The organism is Cytobacillus firmus DS1 (assembly GCF_000565285.1).
Lineage (GTDB): Bacteria > Bacillota > Bacilli > Bacillales > Cytobacillaceae > Cytobacillus > Cytobacillus firmus_A.
The window spans coordinates 288118-304150 of record NZ_APVL01000004.1 but is presented as its reverse complement, the minus strand read 5'-3'; the positions used below and the strand labels follow the sequence as shown (position 1 = coordinate 304150).

Below are 16033 nucleotides of genomic sequence, written 5' to 3'. Positions count from 1 at the left end.
ACTTTCACCCCCGCTAGTATTAATCGAGCAACGTTAACAGCTTTTTTGCAAATCCGGCATCTAACACTGCCACTACAACGCGGGCTTCCTTCCCTATAGCCTTGCCGAGCATTTCCCGGTTTTGAATCAGCTTATAAGGAACCCCGAATGATTTACATTTATCTGTAACTTTTTTTGCCGTATTTGCGGATGCATCTGCAGACAGCAAAACAAGCTTTGCTTTGCCGTTTCTGATCTCTTTAACAGCAAGCTCTTCTCCCGAAGTAATTTTCCGTGCCCGATTGGCTAAGCCAAGCAATGACATCCATTGATTTGAGTTCATTTGGATTGCCGTTTCTCCTTCTCTATTAACTCCAAGAGTTCTTCATAGATAGCATCATCTATGGAAACTTCTAAATGATTGGCTAAGATATTCTTCTTCTTCGCTAACAAAACTGCTTCCTTTTCTTTGGAAAGATAAGCCCCGCGCCCTGATTTTTTTCCGGTCGGGTCAACAGATACTTCCCCTTCTTTGGAGCGAACGATGCGAACGAGTTCTTTTTTCGGCCTCATTTCACCGGTAGCGACACATTTTCGCAAAGGAACTTTTTTACGATTGTTCACGATCATTCACCTCTTCCCTATTCTTTTTCCTCTAAAAGCTCATCCTGAAATTCGAAGTCTGCATCATTTTCGTAGTCTTCGTTTTCATAATCATCATTATCAAAGTTCAACAGTTTTTCATCCCTCGGATAAATTCCGGCTTCCCGGGCATCTGTTTCCGATTTGATGTCTATTTTCCAGCCTGTAAGCTTTGCTGCAAGTCTTGCATTTTGTCCGCGCTTTCCGATTGCCAGTGAAAGCTGATAATCAGGAACTACAACAGTTGTTGCTTTGTCATCTTCATTTACGATTACGTCCAGCACCTTTGAAGGACTTAGTGCATTTGCCACGAATACTACCGGATCTGAAGACCATTTTACAATATCAATTTTTTCGCCCTTTAGCTCATTGACTACCGCCTGTACACGGGTGCCCTTAGGCCCTACACATGAACCTACCGGATCAACTTCTTCATTGTCTGAATGAACAGAGATCTTGGAACGGTCCCCTGCCTCACGCGCAACGGATTTGATTTCAACAGTTCCATCATAGATTTCAGGAACTTCGATTTCAAATAATCTCTTCAGCAGGCCAGGATGGGTTCTGCTTACGAAGATCTGCGGTCCTTTTGTTGTCTTTTCTACTTTTGTAATAAAGACTTTAATGCGGTCATGGGGCTGATAACGCTCATTAGGCATTTGTTCGTTCGCCGGAAGGATCGCTTCAATCTTTCCAAGGCTCACATAGATGAACTTAGGATCTGTACGCTGAACAATTCCCGTCATGATATCTTCTTCACGGTCGATAAATTCAGAATAAATGATGCCTCTTTCCGCTTCACGGACACGCTGTGTAACAACCTGTTTTGCCGTCTGGGCAGCGATGCGCCCAAAATCCTTAGGTGTTACTTCCATTTCAACGACATCTTCCACCTGGTAGTTCGGGTTGATTTTTTGAGCGTCCTCAACAGAGATCTCAAGACGCGGATCAAATACTTCATCCACTACCTCTTTACGGGCAAAAACTCTCATCGTTCCGTTCCCTAGGTTTAAATCAATGCGCACATTCTGTGCCTGGTTAAAGTTTCTGCGGTAGGCTGACACCAATGCAGCTTCTATGGCTTCGATAATCACATCGCGAGAAATGCCTTTTTCTTTCTCAAGCAATGTCAGAGCATCCAAAAGTTCACTGCTCATGAGATTTATATCCCCCTTTATTTCTCTAATAAAAATAATCAACTCCAAAGCAGCAATTTGCTTTTCTTAATAAGCAAGCCCGCAATCAGCCGTATTAAAATACAACGGCTAAACGGGCATTCGCTACCTTCTCATAAGGAATTTCAATATTTTTCTTCCTTGTTTTGATTTTCACTTCTACTGTAACGGTCTCGCCGTCAAATTGGGTTAACACACCTTCGAACGTTTTTTCACCGTCAATTGGCTCGTATGTTTTAATGAAAACATTCTTGCCGACTGCTTTAATAAAATCACTGTCTTTCTTAAGAGGGCGTTCAGCTCCCGGCGATGAAACTTCCAAGAAATAGTTGTATGGAATCGGATCTTCAGCATCAAGCTTTTCGCTTAGCCTTTCACTGACCATTCCGCATTCCTCGATATCAACACCAGTTTCTTTATCAATAAATACGCGAAGGAACCAGTCTTTCCCTTCTTTTACATATTCAATGTCGACTAATTCTAAATTAAGTTCATCCACAATAGGGGTGACCAGTTGTTCCACCGTTTCAGTCACTTTGCTCATTCATATCCCTCCTTTTTCCTGAATTCTTAAGCGCTGTTTTTAATCAATAAATTAGAAATTGTCTCTGCTAAACTTTAACTACATATAGTTTTAACATAGATCCGATAGTAAGAAAAAACCGTACACAACACGAAAGAGTGGGTTGCCCCACTCTTCCTTTTGCGAGAGTTATTCTTAGTATTTCCAATAAAACTATACCATAACCAATTTTTTTATGCAAATGGAATAGCTGTCAGCAGAAGGGTTTGGAACATTTGCTGGTCTTATTTTTAGAACAGAGACAGCTGATTTTGTTCCGGAAGGGATTCCAGGCAGCCGTGGTTATCGAGATACTCGATTATCGTCTTGGACACTTTTCCGCGCTGCTGCAGGTCTTCCTTCGACAGGAATTCCCCATCTTCCCTTGCTTTAACAATATTGAATGCTGCGTTTGTACCCAAACCCGGAATGGAATTAAACGGCGGGATCAAAGAATCTCCATCAATGATAAACTCACTTGCGCTTGAGCGGTATAAGTCCACCTTTTGGAAGTTAAAGCCCCTTTCGTTCATTTCCAGAGCCAATTCCATGACAGTTAGCAGGTTCTTTTCTTTCGTTGAAGCATCAAGTCCCTTTGCATTGATTTCTTCGATGCGCGCACGGATCGCCTGGGATCCTTTAACCATTGCATCCACGTCAAAGTCCTCTGCGCGGACAGTAAAATATGCTGCATAGTAAAGAAGCGGATGGTGCACTTTAAAGTACGCAATCCGGACAGCCATTAATACGTAAGCAGCTGCATGGGCTTTAGGGAACATGTATTTAATCTTTTTGCAGGAATCAATATACCATTCAGGCACTTCATTCTTTCTCATTTCTGCTTCCATCTCATCGCTCAGGCCTTTACCCTTACGGACCGATTCCATAATTTTGAAAGCAAATGCAGGCTCAAGGCCCTGATAGATTAAATAGACCATTATATCATCACGGCAGCCGATTACTTCACTTAGGTTACAAATATTGTTATGGATTAATTCCTGGGCATTTCCGAGCCAAACATCTGTACCATGAGAAAGACCTGAAATCTGCACAAGCTCCGAGAAAGTGGTGGGCTTTGTATCTTCGAGCATCTGGCGTACAAATCGCGTACCAAATTCGGGTATGCCGAGTGTTCCGGTTTTACACATGATTTGCTCTTCGGTCACACCAAGGGATTCCGGCCCGCTGAAAATTTTCATTACTTCCGGGTCATCTGTGGGAATGGTTTTTGGATCAATTCCGCTCAGGTCCTGAAGCATCCTGATAACGGTCGGATCATCGTGACCCAGTATATCAAGTTTTAATAGATTATCGTGAATGGAATGGAAGTCAAAATGGGTTGTTTTCCATTCAGATGTCCGGTCGTCTGCAGGGAACTGAATAGGCGAAAAGTCGTATATATCCATGTAATCCGGCACAACAATGATACCGCCCGGATGCTGTCCGGTCGTCCGCTTTACCCCTGTACAGCCGGAAGCCAGCCTGTCAATTTCCGCACCCCTTATTTGCAGATTATTATCGTTCTGATATGCTTTGACGTAACCATAAGCTGTTTTGTCGGCAACAGTACCGATTGTTCCAGCACGGTATACATAATCCTCCCCGAATAGCACCTTTGTATAGTTATGGGCTCTAGGCTGGTATTCCCCTGAGAAGTTCAAGTCAATATCGGGAACCTTATCTCCCTTGAAACCAAGGAACGTTTCGAACGGAATATCATGTCCATCCTTTTTATATTTAGCTCCGCAGCCCGGGCAGTCTTTATCAGGCAGGTCGAAGCCGGAGCCCACTGACCCGTCATTGAAAAACTCTGATGTTTTGCATTCCGGGCAAACGTAATGCGGCGGCAGCGGATTTACCTCCGTTATTTCGGTCATCGTCGCAACAAAGGAGGATCCGACAGATCCACGGGAACCAACCAGATAGCCATCATCAAGTGATTTTTTTACAAGCTTATGAGAGATCAGATAGATAACCGCGAAACCATGCCCGATAATACTCTTAAGTTCTTTTTCAAGACGCGCCTCAACAATCTCAGGAAGCGGATCACCATAGATTCTTCTTGCCATTCCGTAACTCATGCTGCGCATCTCTTCATCTGCGCCTTCAATTTTTGGCGTATACAAATCATCTTTAATCGGCTTTATTTCTTCAATCATATCTGCAATTTTGTTGGTATTCTCTACCACAATTTCCTTCGCTTTGTCTTTGCCGAGAAATGAAAAAGCGTCAAGCATTTCATTGGTAGTCCTGAAATGGACATCCGGAAGCTGATGGCGATTCAGCGGATTGGCTCCTCCCTGTGAATTAACAAGGATTTTCCGGTAGATTTTATCATTTGGATTCAGATAATGGACATTACCTGTCGCGACTACCGGCAGACCAAGCTTGTCCCCCAGTTTTACAATATTGCTGATGATTTCTTCCAGGGCTTTTTCATCCCTTACAAGTTCAAGCTCTAAAAGGTGTGCATAAACGGCTTTTGGATGCACTTCAAGATAATCATAGAATTGCGCTGTATCTTCCACTTCGTCCGGAGATTTCTGCATCATGCCTTCAAAAACTTCCCCTTTATCACATCCGGAACCAACCAGTATTCCTTCACGATGCTTTTGAAGGACTGACCTCGGAATGCGCGGCACTCTGTAAAAGTATTCCATATGCGAGATGGATACGAGTTTAAAAAGGTTTTTCAGACCTGTTTCCGTTTGTGCAAGCAGGGTGCAATGGGCCGGTCTTGCACGCTGATAAGCGTTTCCCTGTCCCATATTATCATTGAATTGATCATGAAATTCGATCCCTTTTTCCTCTGCACCTTTAAGCATCTTAAGAAGCAGATAGCCTGTTGCTTCCGCATCATAAATAGCACGGTGATGCTGGGTGAGTTCAACATCGAATTTTTTGGCAAGGGTATTCAGACGGTGATTTTTCATGTCAGGATATAAAAAACGTGCGAGTTCAAGAGTATCTATTACAGGATTAGGAGCCTTGCCAATACCGATTTTTTTATAGCCGACATTCAGGAAGCCCATGTCGAATGAAGCATTATGTGCTACTAAAACAGCATCTCCTGTCCATTCATGAAACTTCTTCAGAACATCTTCTACTTCCGGTGCATTCTCCACCAGATCATCTGTTATTCCAGTAAGATTAATAGTTGTTGCGGATAAAGGGTGATGAGGGTTTGCAAAGGATTCAAACCGATCAATGATTTCACCATCATGAATCTTAACTGCGGCAAGCTCTATAATCGTATCATATACAGCTGATAAGCCGGTTGTCTCAACATCAAATACAACATAGGTATCTTCACTAAGCTTGCGATGCGCATCATTATAAGCAATCGGCACACCATCGTCCACAAGGTTTGCTTCAATTCCATACAGAATCTTAATATCATTCTTTTTCCCGGCACCATAGGCTTCAGGGAATGACTGAGCAACAGCATGGTCTGTAATGGCTACTGCTTTATGTCCCCATTTCTTCGCCTGAGAAACCAGTGCGCTGACAGAAGAAACTGCATCCATTTGGCTCATAGGTGTATGAAGATGAAGTTCAACCCTTTTTTCTTCTGCAGGCGATGTATCCTGCCTTTGTATAGGTTTGATTTCATTAATATCGTTCCCGATCATTACCAGGTCACGGACAAATGTATCGTTTTGAATGCTTCCGCGGACCTTTAGCCACATCCCTTTTTGAATATGCTGGTATAAAGCAGCATCCTCTTTATCCCGGGAAAACATTTTTACTAGAATGGAACTGGTATAATCCGTAATTTTAAAAGTTAAGAGTGTCCGGCCGCTGCGGAGCTCTCTTGTCTCAGCAGCAAACACGTAGCCTTCAACTGCTACTCGGCGCTCTTCATCTACTATATCAATCAATTTGCGGTAATCCGCATCATCTTTAATGGTAAGACCGATTGTAAGCGGCCCCTTGGGTGCTGTGTGATCTGCAGATTCAGCTTCCGCTTCTTTCTTCTGCATCTCGATTGCTGCCTGTAGACCACGCTCCTGGTCTTCTTTGCGTTTAGCTTCCATGAATTTTTCATATTCTTCATTGGAACCCTCTGAGGATACTTCAGTATCAACTGTTAAGGCCGGAAAACCAAAGACTTGAAAAACATCTGAAATAGTGCCGGCATACTTCTTTTTGATAGACAATCCTTCCAATTCATTACGGACTTTTATGATAAGTTTGTTGCCCTGTACAGAAGGAACCTGTTCATTCAGAAGCTTTAAAAGCGGCGGCGCCATGCCATCCATTTCTTTAATGCAGTTATGCCAGTATTCAAGTACAAGCTTTTCAGTAAAATCCTGATTTCTCACAGAGATGCTGTATGAAATTTCTGCGATATGGGAAAATGTTTTTTCCAGCTGATCTGTGAAACGGCTATATACACTGCAAGGCAAAATCTTTGGAAAAGCAAAACAAAAATGCCATTTCCGAGACTGTCTTTCGACTATGACCCTTTCGATTTGGGCATCATGAAAGTGCTGCACAAAGGCATCCTCAGTTAGCTGCATCTGCTGGAGCAAGAGCTGAAATCTAGAAGGTTCGCTCATCTTTCTCTCTCCCATCCAATAATCTTGGTTTCTATTTTAAGTTGAATTTTTTTGATGTATTTAAAAAAACAGACGGACTTAATTATAACATATCGTATCAGATAGTGATTGAAAAAACGGATTCCATTTTGGAACCCGTTTTTTCGTCTAAATCAAATGATATTTACACATATTTTTTATGCAGGAATACTGCAGCTGCATTAACATTTTACAGGAAAAATCTCTGAATATCGTTCCAAGTGACCACTAGCATTAGTAGCATTAAAAGGGCAAAGCCAATAAAATGGACCATTCCCTCTTTATGGCGGTCAATCGGCTTCCCTCTTACAGCCTCAACCGCAAAGAACATTAATCTTCCGCCATCAAGAGCCGGAATTGGAAGAAGGTTCATAATCCCTAGATTTATACTTAGGATTCCTGCCCATTTCATTAAGTAATATATGCCTGATTTGGCTACAGTATCTGTTGAAACATAGATTCCTACCGGGCCAGATAATGCATCAATTGAAAACTGTCCAGTAACAAGCTTGCCAAGCATGACAAAAATTTCTTTCGTCCAGAAATAGGTTTCCTTGGCTCCGTAGGTAATGGCCTTTAATGGAGATTTTTCCATCGGGCTATACACACCTATGATTCCTATTTTTTCGCCTTCTACGTCCTGAACCTTTGGTGTTACCGATATTGTATGTTCCTGGCCGTTTCTTTCCACTAAAAATTCCAATTCTTCACTTGGATTCTTTCTAATGATTTCAACTACATCTGACCAGCTTGAAATTTCGGCACCATCCACACTTTGAACCATATCGCCTTCCTTAAGTCCAGCTTCATATGCGGCACCATCAGGCGTCAGCTTGCCAAGGGCAGGTTCATTTGTCGGAATGCCCTGCATTAAGGCTATTAGAACAAAAACGATAAAAGCCAGAACAAAATTCATCATTGGGCCAGCAAAAATCGCCATTGTTCTCTGGCCCAAGGTCTTTGAAGCAAATTGACGGTCATATGGAGCAATGAGCGTTTCAGTCCCATCCTCTACCAGTACGGCTGAACGGCTGACTTTGAAAATTTGGATTGACTCATCCTCTTCTCCCTCAACATATCCTTTTATTACAAGGCTATGCTCAATATCAGCATCTTCAACTTCAATGATTCTTGCATCAGGATATTTATCCTTGTTGTTTAATATAATTTGGCTTACTTCCTCGTTTTTATCAAGGATTAAGCCAATTCGATAGCCGGGTTTGATTTCCACCATTTCTGGATCTTCACCGGCCATGCGGACAAACCCGCCGATGGGCAGAAGTCGAATCGTATATACTGTTTCATCTTTTTTAAAGGAAAACACCTTTGGCCCGAATCCAATTGCAAATTCCCGGCAGAGTATTCCTGCCCTTTTTGCAAATAATAAATGTCCGAGTTCATGAAAAAATACCAGTGCCCCGAAAATAACAATAAAGGCTATTACTGTACTCAAGTTTTAACCACCTTTTTTTAGAGGTTGTTCAAATGCCGCTGGCAAGTGCATTACATTAAGAAATCAGTTGTTACGCACTCTTCAGCACTTGAACACAAGCTTATAGAAGCGAGCTAACATATTTTCTCGTTTCCAAATCTGTCTCCTGAATTTCATTCAGACTTGGATTTGAGATAATGTCATGGCTGCCCAGCGCTCTTTCGATGAAATCTTCTATTTGCAGGAAGGTAATCTTTCCATCCAGGAATGCAGCAACAGCAGCTTCATTCGCAGCATTCAATACGGCTGGCATTGATCCGCCGGCTTTTCCGGCTTCATAGGCAAATTTCAGACAGCGAAAACGATTAAAGTCCATTTCTTCAAAATGAAGCTTGCCGATTTCAGCAAGATTCAGCCGCTTTGCTGTTCGCAGCGGGAGCCTGTCAGGATAAGTTAAAGCATACTGTATAGGTACTCTCATATCCGGGGTGCCAAGCTGTGCGATTACACTGCTGTCATGATATTCCACCATGGAATGGATAATGCTTTCTTTATGAAGAAGAACATCTATTTTACTGTAATCCATAGAGAAAAGCCAATGCGCTTCAATAACTTCAAGTCCCTTATTCATCATTGTGGCAGAATCGATGGTTATTTTTGCTCCCATTGACCAGTTCGGATGATTAAGCGCCTCTTCAACAGTCACATTTTCCAGTTCTTTGCGGGAGCGATCTCTGAAGCTGCCTCCCGAAGCTGTTAAAATGAGTCTTTCAATATTTTTTTCTCTTTCCCCCTGCAAAGATTGAAAAATAGCAGAGTGTTCACTGTCTACAGGAAGGAGCGTTACACCATTTCGCTTTGCTGCTTCCATGACCAGATGGCCGGCTGTCACAAGGGTTTCCTTATTCGCGATGGCGATTGTTTTCTTTTCCTCAATCGCCTGCAGGGTGGGGTTAAGGCCTACACTGCCTAATACAGCATTAACCAGTATTTCTGATTTTTCGTAAACGGCAACCTCTATCAAACCTTCATGTCCATATGTAAATGTTATGCCGGGAAACTCCGCTTTAAGAATATCTGCGGAACTTTTTTCTGATAGTGAGACAAGTTCCGGCTGAAAGTCAGAGATAATCTTCCTGGCAAGGTCTATATTCCTGCCTGCAGACATGGCGGCAAGCTTAAATTCCTCGGGGTGCTCCTTAATAATATCAAGGGTCTGTGTGCCAATAGACCCTGTAGCCCCCATCAAACTGATATGTTTCATAGTCTCCTCCTAATAAGAAAAGCGGAAGCGCCTTGCCCACCCCCCGAACAAGCATAAGACGAGCCTTCCTGAAAGGCGTTTTTTCCATTTCTGGAGGAACATCTTATGATCTTGAGGTGGCAGGCGCTGGAGCTGGACAATTATCCAGTATACTGCTCTTTAACCAACAGGTTTAGAGCAGGTGGAAAAAATGAAGCAATGGCAGGACGAATAACAAGCTGTCAAACCGGTCCAGAATTCCGCCATGGCCAGGTAAAATATTTCCTGAGTCTTTTACATTATAATGACGCTTTAATGCTGATTCCACTAAATCCCCTATCTGTCCAAACACGGACAGGATGGCTGTAATTATTAATAGCCCCAGCAGGGACTCATCAATATCTGTAAAGATAATAAATAATACCGCAACTAGAAGCGCACAGACTACACCGCCAAGCGAACCTTCAACAGTCTTATTCGGGCTGATTTCCGGCCAAAGCTTCTTCTTTCCCAGCGATTTTCCTATAAAGTAGGCACCTGAATCTGTTGCCCAAATAAGAAATAATGCAAAAAAGAGATATGTCAGGCCTTGATCAGCGAAGCGGGTCTCCATAAAATAGTAAAATCCAATGCCAACATATAAAGTAGACATTATGGAAAAAGCCACATCATCAAAAGTAAATTTATTTTTTGTCGCGACAGTATACGTTAAGAAAAGAAGCACTCCAAAAAGAGCTACCTCAATTTTTGTGTAATTCAAATCATCCAGGATTGATTGAAATTCTTTGGGCAAAAGGAAAATCCACAGTAATAGTAAAGAGATAATGCCTGGAATCGAAAATAAACTTAAATTCCTCATTTTCAAGAGTTCATATAGTGCAATTGATGCCAGTAAATATGCCAGAATGATGATTGGCATGCCTCCATAGATAATAATCGGCAGGAGGATTGCTCCAAATATAATGGCTGTGATAATACGCTGTTTCATTCAATTTTCAACACCTTTATTGTACTCCACCAAAACGCCTTTGGCGGCTTTGGAATACTTCGATCGCTTCAAGCATTTGCTCTTCATTGAAATCCGGCCATAAGACATCAGTAAACCAGAATTCTGTGTATGCAAGCTGCCAGAGCATAAAATTGCTTAATCTGATTTCACCACTTGTGCGTATCAGCAGATCAGGATCCTTCATCCCTCCTGTCATAAGGTAGGATGAGAACTTTTCTTCATTCAATTCATTTTCATCCAGTATACCACTTTTGCATTCATTTAAGACATGCCTGACGGCTTCGAGTATTTCGGCTCTGCTCCCATAATTCAGTGCAAAGTTAAGCACCAGTCCCGTGTTATTTTTTGTCTCTTCCATTGCTTTAGAAACTGCTTTGCGGGTGTGGGCAGGCAGATGGTCAAAATAACCTATCATTCTTACTTGTACATTTTCTTCTACCAGCTCAGGCAGAAAAGTTCCCAGAAATTCCTCAGGCAGTTTCATCAGAAAATCCACTTCCATTTTTGGCCGTTTCCAATTCTCAGTTGAGAAAGCATATAAAGTTAGCGTCTTCACTCCAATATCGCTTGCAAACCTGGTGATTTTTCGGACTACCTTCATTCCCTCATGATGGCCGGCAATTCTTGGAAGCGCTCGTTTTTTAGCCCATCTGCCATTCCCATCCATAATGATGGCAACATGCTCAGGAATATGCAATCCTTTTATTTTTTCAACTCTCTCTCGGAGTTCGGAAGAACTGTTTTGGGACTTCCATAACTTCATTTTATCAAACATAAGTCTGCTCCTTTAAAATAGGTTAATCCTCCGATAAAAGACAAAGTGTGAAACTTCAATCAGTGGGCTTTTTCATCGCTGATTGATAGTTGATATTCAGTCATAGTATCTTTTAGAGATTATTCTAATGGTAAAATTATGATATTGCCTCTTTCCGCATGATAATATCATACCAAAAATAATTAAATATATCTCTATAAAAGAGTATGTTACCAGAAAGTTAATTCAGATAGGAAACTGCCTTCTTCGCATATTTCAGCTAAGTCGGCGCCCTAACGCCTGAGCAGATTATGTAAGCTCCCAAAGAGTAAAAGAACCCCCTATTGATAGAGGGTTCTAACTATAGAATAAATTTATACTGCAAGGATTTCTTTTTCTTTTTCTTTTGTTAATTCATCAATCTTGCTGATGTGGTCATCAGTAAGCTTTTGAATGTCATCAGAAAAACCGCGGAGATCGTCTTCAGTGATTTCTCCATTTTTCTCAAGCTTTTTCAGGTCATCATTGGCATCGCGGCGAACATTGCGGATGGCAACTTTTGCTTCTTCTGATTCTTTTTTAACAACCTTAACAAGCTCTTTACGGCGTTCTTCTGTAAGCTGTGGAATAGCCAGTCTGATTACACTGCCGTCATTTGATGGATTTAATCCGATATCAGATTTAAGGATGGCCTTTTCAATTTCTCCCAGAATGGTTTTGTCATAAGGCGTTATAACTAAAAGGCGCGCTTCAGGAGCAGACACCCCGGCAAGCTGATTAACAGGAGTCGGCGCACCGTAGTAATCAACAGTGATGCGATCAAGCAAAGAAGCGTTGGCTTTACCTGCACGGATGCTCGCAAGCTCCCTTGTATAAGCTGAAATCGCTTTAGTCATTCTTTCTTTTGCATCTGCAATAACTTGTTTTGGCATTATTTTTTCCCCCTAACGATTGTTCCAATTGTTTCACCCATTACAGCGCGGTTAATATTGCCTTTTTCCATGATTGAAAATACAATTAACGGAATGTTGTTATCCATACATAAAGATGATGCTGTGGAATCCATTACAGCCAATCCTTCTTTCAATACATCAAGATAGGAAAGCTCATCGTATTTTTTTGCGTTTTTATCAATGCGGGGATCAGCTGAATAGACTCCATCCACATTATTTTTCGCCATAAGAATTACTTCTGCTTCAATTTCCGCAGCTCGCAATGCTGCTGTAGTATCAGTTGAGAAGTAAGGATTTCCGGTTCCTGCAGCAAAGATCACAACCCGCTTTTTCTCAAGATGGCGGATAGCTCTTCTGCGGATGTACGGTTCAGCAACCTGTCTCATCTCGATCGAGGTTTGAACTCTTGTCTCCACTCCAAGGTTCTCGAGGCTATCCTGCAATGCCAATGAGTTCATAACAGTTGCAAGCATGCCCATATAGTCGGCATTTGCTCTATCCATACCCATTTCTTCTCCGATCTTTCCTCGCCAGATGTTACCGCCGCCGACAACAACAGCAACCTCAACACCTAGTTCAGCCAGATCCTTAACCTGTGCAGCAATTGATTTTATCACTGAAGGATTAATTCCGAAACCTTGCTCTCCTGCTAAAGCTTCTCCACTTAATTTCAAGACCACGCGTTTGAATTTTGGGCTGCTCATAAGAACCTCCATATGTAGTATAAAAAGCTCAAGCGCTAAAAGGCGCTATTGCTGCATTTACAATTTTATCTCATTCTTGAAAAACAGGGAACACAAAGTGTTCCCTGATTCATAGCTTGATTATTTTTTATTCAAAATTATTTCTTAACTTGGTTCATTACTTCTTCTGCGAAGTTGTCTTCACGCTTTTCGATGCCTTCTCCAACTTCATAGCGAACGAACTCACGGATTTTTCCGCCTTTAGATTCAACGAATTTGCCAACTTTTTGATCAGGGTTTTTAACAAAAGCCTGATCGTTTACGCAAACATCTTCGAAATACTTGCCAAGACGGCCTTCAACCATCTTTGCAACGATGTTCTCTGGCTTGCCTTCGTTAAGAGCCTGCTGAGTCAACACTTGACGCTCGCGTTCTACTTCGTCTTGTGACACTTCATCGCGGGATACATATTTAGGGTTTAGGGCAGCAATATGCATTGAAACATCTTTCGCTGCATCTTCGTCAGTTGTTCCCTCAAGGACTGTTAACACACCAATGCGTCCGCCCATGTGAAGGTACGCACCAAATGCATCACTGTCAGTTTTTGTTTTGATTTCGAAGCGGCGAAGAGAAAGCTTTTCTCCGATTTTAGCAATCGCACTATTGATGTGAGATTCTAAAGTAGCACCGTTAGCCATTGTCTGACCAGCTGCTTCTTCTACAGAAGCCGGCTTGTTAGCAAGCAAATGCTCAGCGATTTCTTTTACAAGAGTTTGGAATCCTTCGTTTTTGGCAACGAAATCTGTTTCAGAGTTTACTTCAAGGATAACAGCTTCGTTTCCATCAACTTTAACAGAAGTAAGACCTTCCGCAGCAATACGGTCACCTTTCTTAGCAGCTTTAGCGATTCCTTTTTCACGAAGAAAGTCGATTGCTTTTTCCATATCACCATCAGTTTCCTGAAGTGCTTTTTTGCAGTCCATCATGCCTGCGCCTGTTTTTTCACGAAGTTCTTTAACCATTTGAGCAGTAATTGCCATTATGAGATCCTCCTTAATGAGTTATGTAATAATATCTTTACCATTTATTACTGTATAGAAAACTAAACTTTGCCTTTTCTTTAAAAAAAGGTGATAAAGGGTGCTCCCTCTTATCACCTTCTTTAAATCAAGAAAAAAGCACCTTAGAGCTGTAAAGCTCCAGCACCACATGGCGCGTCTGCTTTTATGTTAAGCAGTTGTAACTTCTTCACCTTGTTTAGCTTCAAGGATAGCATCTGCCATTTTACCAGTTAACAATTTAACAGCACGGATAGCATCATCGTTTGCAGGGATTACAACATCAATTTCATCCGGATCACAGTTAGTGTCAACGATACCAACGATAGGGATGTTTAATTTGTGTGCTTCTGCAACAGCAATGCGCTCTTTGCGAGGGTCAATGATGAATAGAGCATCTGGAAGGCTCTTCATGTCTTTGATTCCGCCCAAAAACTTCTCTAAGCGCTCTTGCTCTTTCTTCAATTGAACAACTTCTTTTTTAGGAAGAACTTCGAAAGTTCCATCTTCAGACATTCTTTCGATATCCTTTAAACGCGAAATACGCTTTTGGATTGTTTCAAAGTTTGTTAAAGTTCCGCCCAACCAGCGCTGGTTCACATAGAACATACCGGAACGGATAGCTTCTTCTTTAACAGAATCTTGAGCTTGTTTCTTAGTTCCTACGAAAAGGATTGTACCGCCGTTTCCAGCAAGTTCCTTAACGAAGTTGTAAGCTTCTTCTACCTTCTTAACAGTCTTTTGAAGGTCGATGATGTAGATGCCGTTACGCTCAGTGAAGATATATTTCTTCATCTTAGGGTTCCAGCGACGTGTTTGGTGTCCGAAGTGTACACCAGCTTCAAGCAATTGCTTCATTGAAATTACTGACATTTGTGTTTCCTCCTAATGGTTTTTATTTCCTCCGCCTATATCATTTTCAGCCGGCAACTGCATGTGAACAGCACCATCCGGCTAAATCCATAAGCGTGTGTATTAACACCATTTGTTAATATAGCATAAGTATTTTTCACAATCAAGCTATTCTTGCTGATTTTGGCGAAATTTAAGCATTAACTCGACTTCTGTCTTCCCTTTACCTAATTGTTTGGCAATATCCTCGGTACTCATTCCCTGCTTTTTCAGAGTAAACACTTGATCATATGTTGATGAAGGAATCTCTTCCTTAAATTGCTGACTGCTATCTGACTGTGTGACAGATTCAGTTTCCATTATGGATGATAAGTTTTCTTTTTCACTCAATTTATCCTCTGTTTTCCTCAAATTCTGTTTATAAGCTTTAGATGCCTGGTAGATGGACGCTTTGGCTAATCGCATTGATTTCTCATCTACTTTAGCTATTTCTTGATCATTTTTTCTGTCCAAATTTACTCTGATACTATTCTCTTTTATAGATGGATCATTTTTCGTATTAAACTGTGAAATTTTGCTAATAAAATCATCGTTTTCTTCTTTCATTTGAATAAGGTACGACGATATAACCTCTTCCATTTCAACAATCACTTTTTCCTGTCTTTTCTCTGTATCCATTAATTTATTCTGACGCAAATAAAGCAGAATAATGAATAATAAGGCTACAATATTCAATAGCAGGCTTATAGCTATTAGAAAAGCTGTCATGATATCCCTCTATCCGCTGTAGTCAATAACCTTCCCTTTGTAAGGATGGTTCTGTTTGTCATTGCTGTCTTTTTTTCGATCTTCTTTCCGATCATGCCCCCCGGCCTCTTTTTGTCTTTCGCTGTCATCATTGCCAAGATTGACATTTTGTTTATGCTCCTGTTTTATTACAGTTTTCCGCTGCTTTTCAGTATTTTCCTCTGTACTGTCGGCAGCAAACCCGCTGATTATCTGTCCCCTCTGCTGAAGCTGATCCTGAATTTTACCTGCTTCGAACGTTCTGGGAAGTGCTATCTGCAGTTCTATTGATTTCAAACTCATCCCAGATCACATCCTTGATAAC

At 41.5% G+C, this 16033-nt stretch carries 15 protein-coding genes; all 15 read right to left on the bottom strand.

All coding sequences use genetic code 11. The annotated features are described in order from the left end of the window. Positions 1-19: 19 nt before the first annotated feature. The 15 genes from PBF_RS07640 to PBF_RS07570 all read right to left on the bottom strand — a co-directional run bounded on the left by PBF_RS07640 (position 20) and on the right by PBF_RS07570 (position 16011). Entirely contained in the window at positions 20-322 is a 303-nt protein-coding gene (locus tag PBF_RS07640; RefSeq protein WP_009330704.1) for a YlxQ family RNA-binding protein, read from the bottom strand. Next, positions 319-603, bottom strand: coding sequence for an RNase P modulator RnpM (rnpM, locus tag PBF_RS07635; protein WP_009330705.1), 285 nt, complete (start codon positions 601-603; stop codon positions 319-321). Before rnpM ends, PBF_RS07640 begins: the two co-directional genes overlap by 4 nt. Before the next feature lie 17 nt (positions 604-620). Next, complete coding sequence (gene nusA / locus PBF_RS07630; protein ID WP_035329038.1) at positions 621-1778, bottom strand: transcription termination factor NusA; 1158 nt, start codon at positions 1776-1778, stop codon at positions 621-623. Positions 1779-1872: 94 nt separating this feature from the next. Then, the gene (rimP, locus tag PBF_RS07625; protein WP_035329036.1) at positions 1873-2340 is read right to left on the bottom strand and encodes a ribosome maturation factor RimP; all 468 of its coding nucleotides are present in this window, start codon (positions 2338-2340) and stop codon (positions 1873-1875) included. Positions 2341-2609: 269 nt separating this feature from the next. Next, on the bottom strand, positions 2610-6920 hold the full coding sequence (locus PBF_RS07620) for a PolC-type DNA polymerase III (RefSeq protein WP_035329033.1): 4311 nt from the start codon (positions 6918-6920) through the stop codon (positions 2610-2612). A 208-nt stretch (positions 6921-7128) separates the two neighbouring features. After that, positions 7129-8391 carry an RIP metalloprotease RseP gene (rseP, locus tag PBF_RS07615; RefSeq protein WP_035329031.1) on the bottom strand — a complete coding sequence of 421 codons (1263 nt, stop codon included), beginning with the start codon at positions 8389-8391 and terminating at the stop codon, positions 7129-7131. Positions 8392-8491: 100 nt separating this feature from the next. Further along, positions 8492-9634, bottom strand: coding sequence for a 1-deoxy-D-xylulose-5-phosphate reductoisomerase (gene dxr / locus PBF_RS07610; protein WP_035329022.1), 1143 nt, complete (start codon positions 9632-9634; stop codon positions 8492-8494). 172 nt (positions 9635-9806) lie between these two features. Further along, the gene (locus PBF_RS07605) at positions 9807-10601 is read right to left on the bottom strand and encodes a phosphatidate cytidylyltransferase (RefSeq protein ID WP_035329020.1); all 795 of its coding nucleotides are present in this window, start codon (positions 10599-10601) and stop codon (positions 9807-9809) included. Between the two features lie 16 nt (positions 10602-10617). Further along, positions 10618-11397 (bottom strand): isoprenyl transferase, encoded by a 780-nt coding sequence (locus PBF_RS07600; protein WP_035329018.1) that lies wholly within the window; start codon positions 11395-11397, stop codon positions 10618-10620. A 353-nt stretch (positions 11398-11750) separates the two neighbouring features. Beyond that, entirely contained in the window at positions 11751-12308 is a 558-nt protein-coding gene (gene frr, locus PBF_RS07595) for a ribosome recycling factor (RefSeq protein WP_035329016.1), read from the bottom strand. Next, complete coding sequence (pyrH, locus tag PBF_RS07590; RefSeq protein ID WP_035329014.1) at positions 12308-13033, bottom strand: UMP kinase; 726 nt, start codon at positions 13031-13033, stop codon at positions 12308-12310. The genes frr and pyrH overlap by 1 nt, the downstream gene beginning before the upstream one ends. 137 nt (positions 13034-13170) lie before the next feature. Further along, a complete protein-coding gene (tsf, locus tag PBF_RS07585) occupies positions 13171-14052 on the bottom strand; it encodes a translation elongation factor Ts (RefSeq protein WP_035329013.1) in 882 nt (293 codons plus the stop codon). Between the two features lie 189 nt (positions 14053-14241). Further along, the gene (gene rpsB / locus PBF_RS07580; RefSeq protein ID WP_035329011.1) at positions 14242-14943 is read right to left on the bottom strand and encodes a 30S ribosomal protein S2; all 702 of its coding nucleotides are present in this window, start codon (positions 14941-14943) and stop codon (positions 14242-14244) included. Between the two features lie 147 nt (positions 14944-15090). Beyond that, the gene (locus tag PBF_RS07575; protein WP_035329009.1) at positions 15091-15690 is read right to left on the bottom strand and encodes a DUF6115 domain-containing protein; all 600 of its coding nucleotides are present in this window, start codon (positions 15688-15690) and stop codon (positions 15091-15093) included. A gap of 9 nt (positions 15691-15699) precedes the next feature. Then, a complete protein-coding gene (locus PBF_RS07570; protein WP_035329007.1) occupies positions 15700-16011 on the bottom strand; it encodes a hypothetical protein in 312 nt (103 codons plus the stop codon). Positions 16012-16033: the final 22 nt, after the last annotated feature.

Coding starts and splice junctions, on each gene's coding strand:
- PBF_RS07640 (WP_009330704.1), bottom strand. CDS start 322: ATGAACTCAAATCAATGGATGTCATTGCTTGGCTTAGCCAATCGGGCA.
- nusA (WP_035329038.1), bottom strand. CDS start 1,778: ATGAGCAGTGAACTTTTGGATGCTCTGACATTGCTTGAGAAAGAAAAA.
- rimP (WP_035329036.1), bottom strand. CDS start 2,340: ATGAGCAAAGTGACTGAAACGGTGGAACAACTGGTCACCCCTATTGTG.
- PBF_RS07620 (WP_035329033.1), bottom strand. CDS start 6,920: ATGAGCGAACCTTCTAGATTTCAGCTCTTGCTCCAGCAGATGCAGCTA.
- dxr (WP_035329022.1), bottom strand. CDS start 9,634: ATGAAACATATCAGTTTGATGGGGGCTACAGGGTCTATTGGCACACAG.
- PBF_RS07605 (WP_035329020.1), bottom strand. CDS start 10,601: ATGAAACAGCGTATTATCACAGCCATTATATTTGGAGCAATCCTCCTG.
- PBF_RS07600 (WP_035329018.1), bottom strand. CDS start 11,397: ATGTTTGATAAAATGAAGTTATGGAAGTCCCAAAACAGTTCTTCCGAA.
- frr (WP_035329016.1), bottom strand. CDS start 12,308: ATGCCAAAACAAGTTATTGCAGATGCAAAAGAAAGAATGACTAAAGCG.
- pyrH (WP_035329014.1), bottom strand. CDS start 13,033: ATGAGCAGCCCAAAATTCAAACGCGTGGTCTTGAAATTAAGTGGAGAA.
- tsf (WP_035329013.1), bottom strand. CDS start 14,052: ATGGCAATTACTGCTCAAATGGTTAAAGAACTTCGTGAAAAAACAGGC.
- rpsB (WP_035329011.1), bottom strand. CDS start 14,943: ATGTCAGTAATTTCAATGAAGCAATTGCTTGAAGCTGGTGTACACTTC.
- PBF_RS07575 (WP_035329009.1), bottom strand. CDS start 15,690: ATGACAGCTTTTCTAATAGCTATAAGCCTGCTATTGAATATTGTAGCC.
- PBF_RS07570 (WP_035329007.1), bottom strand. CDS start 16,011: ATGAGTTTGAAATCAATAGAACTGCAGATAGCACTTCCCAGAACGTTC.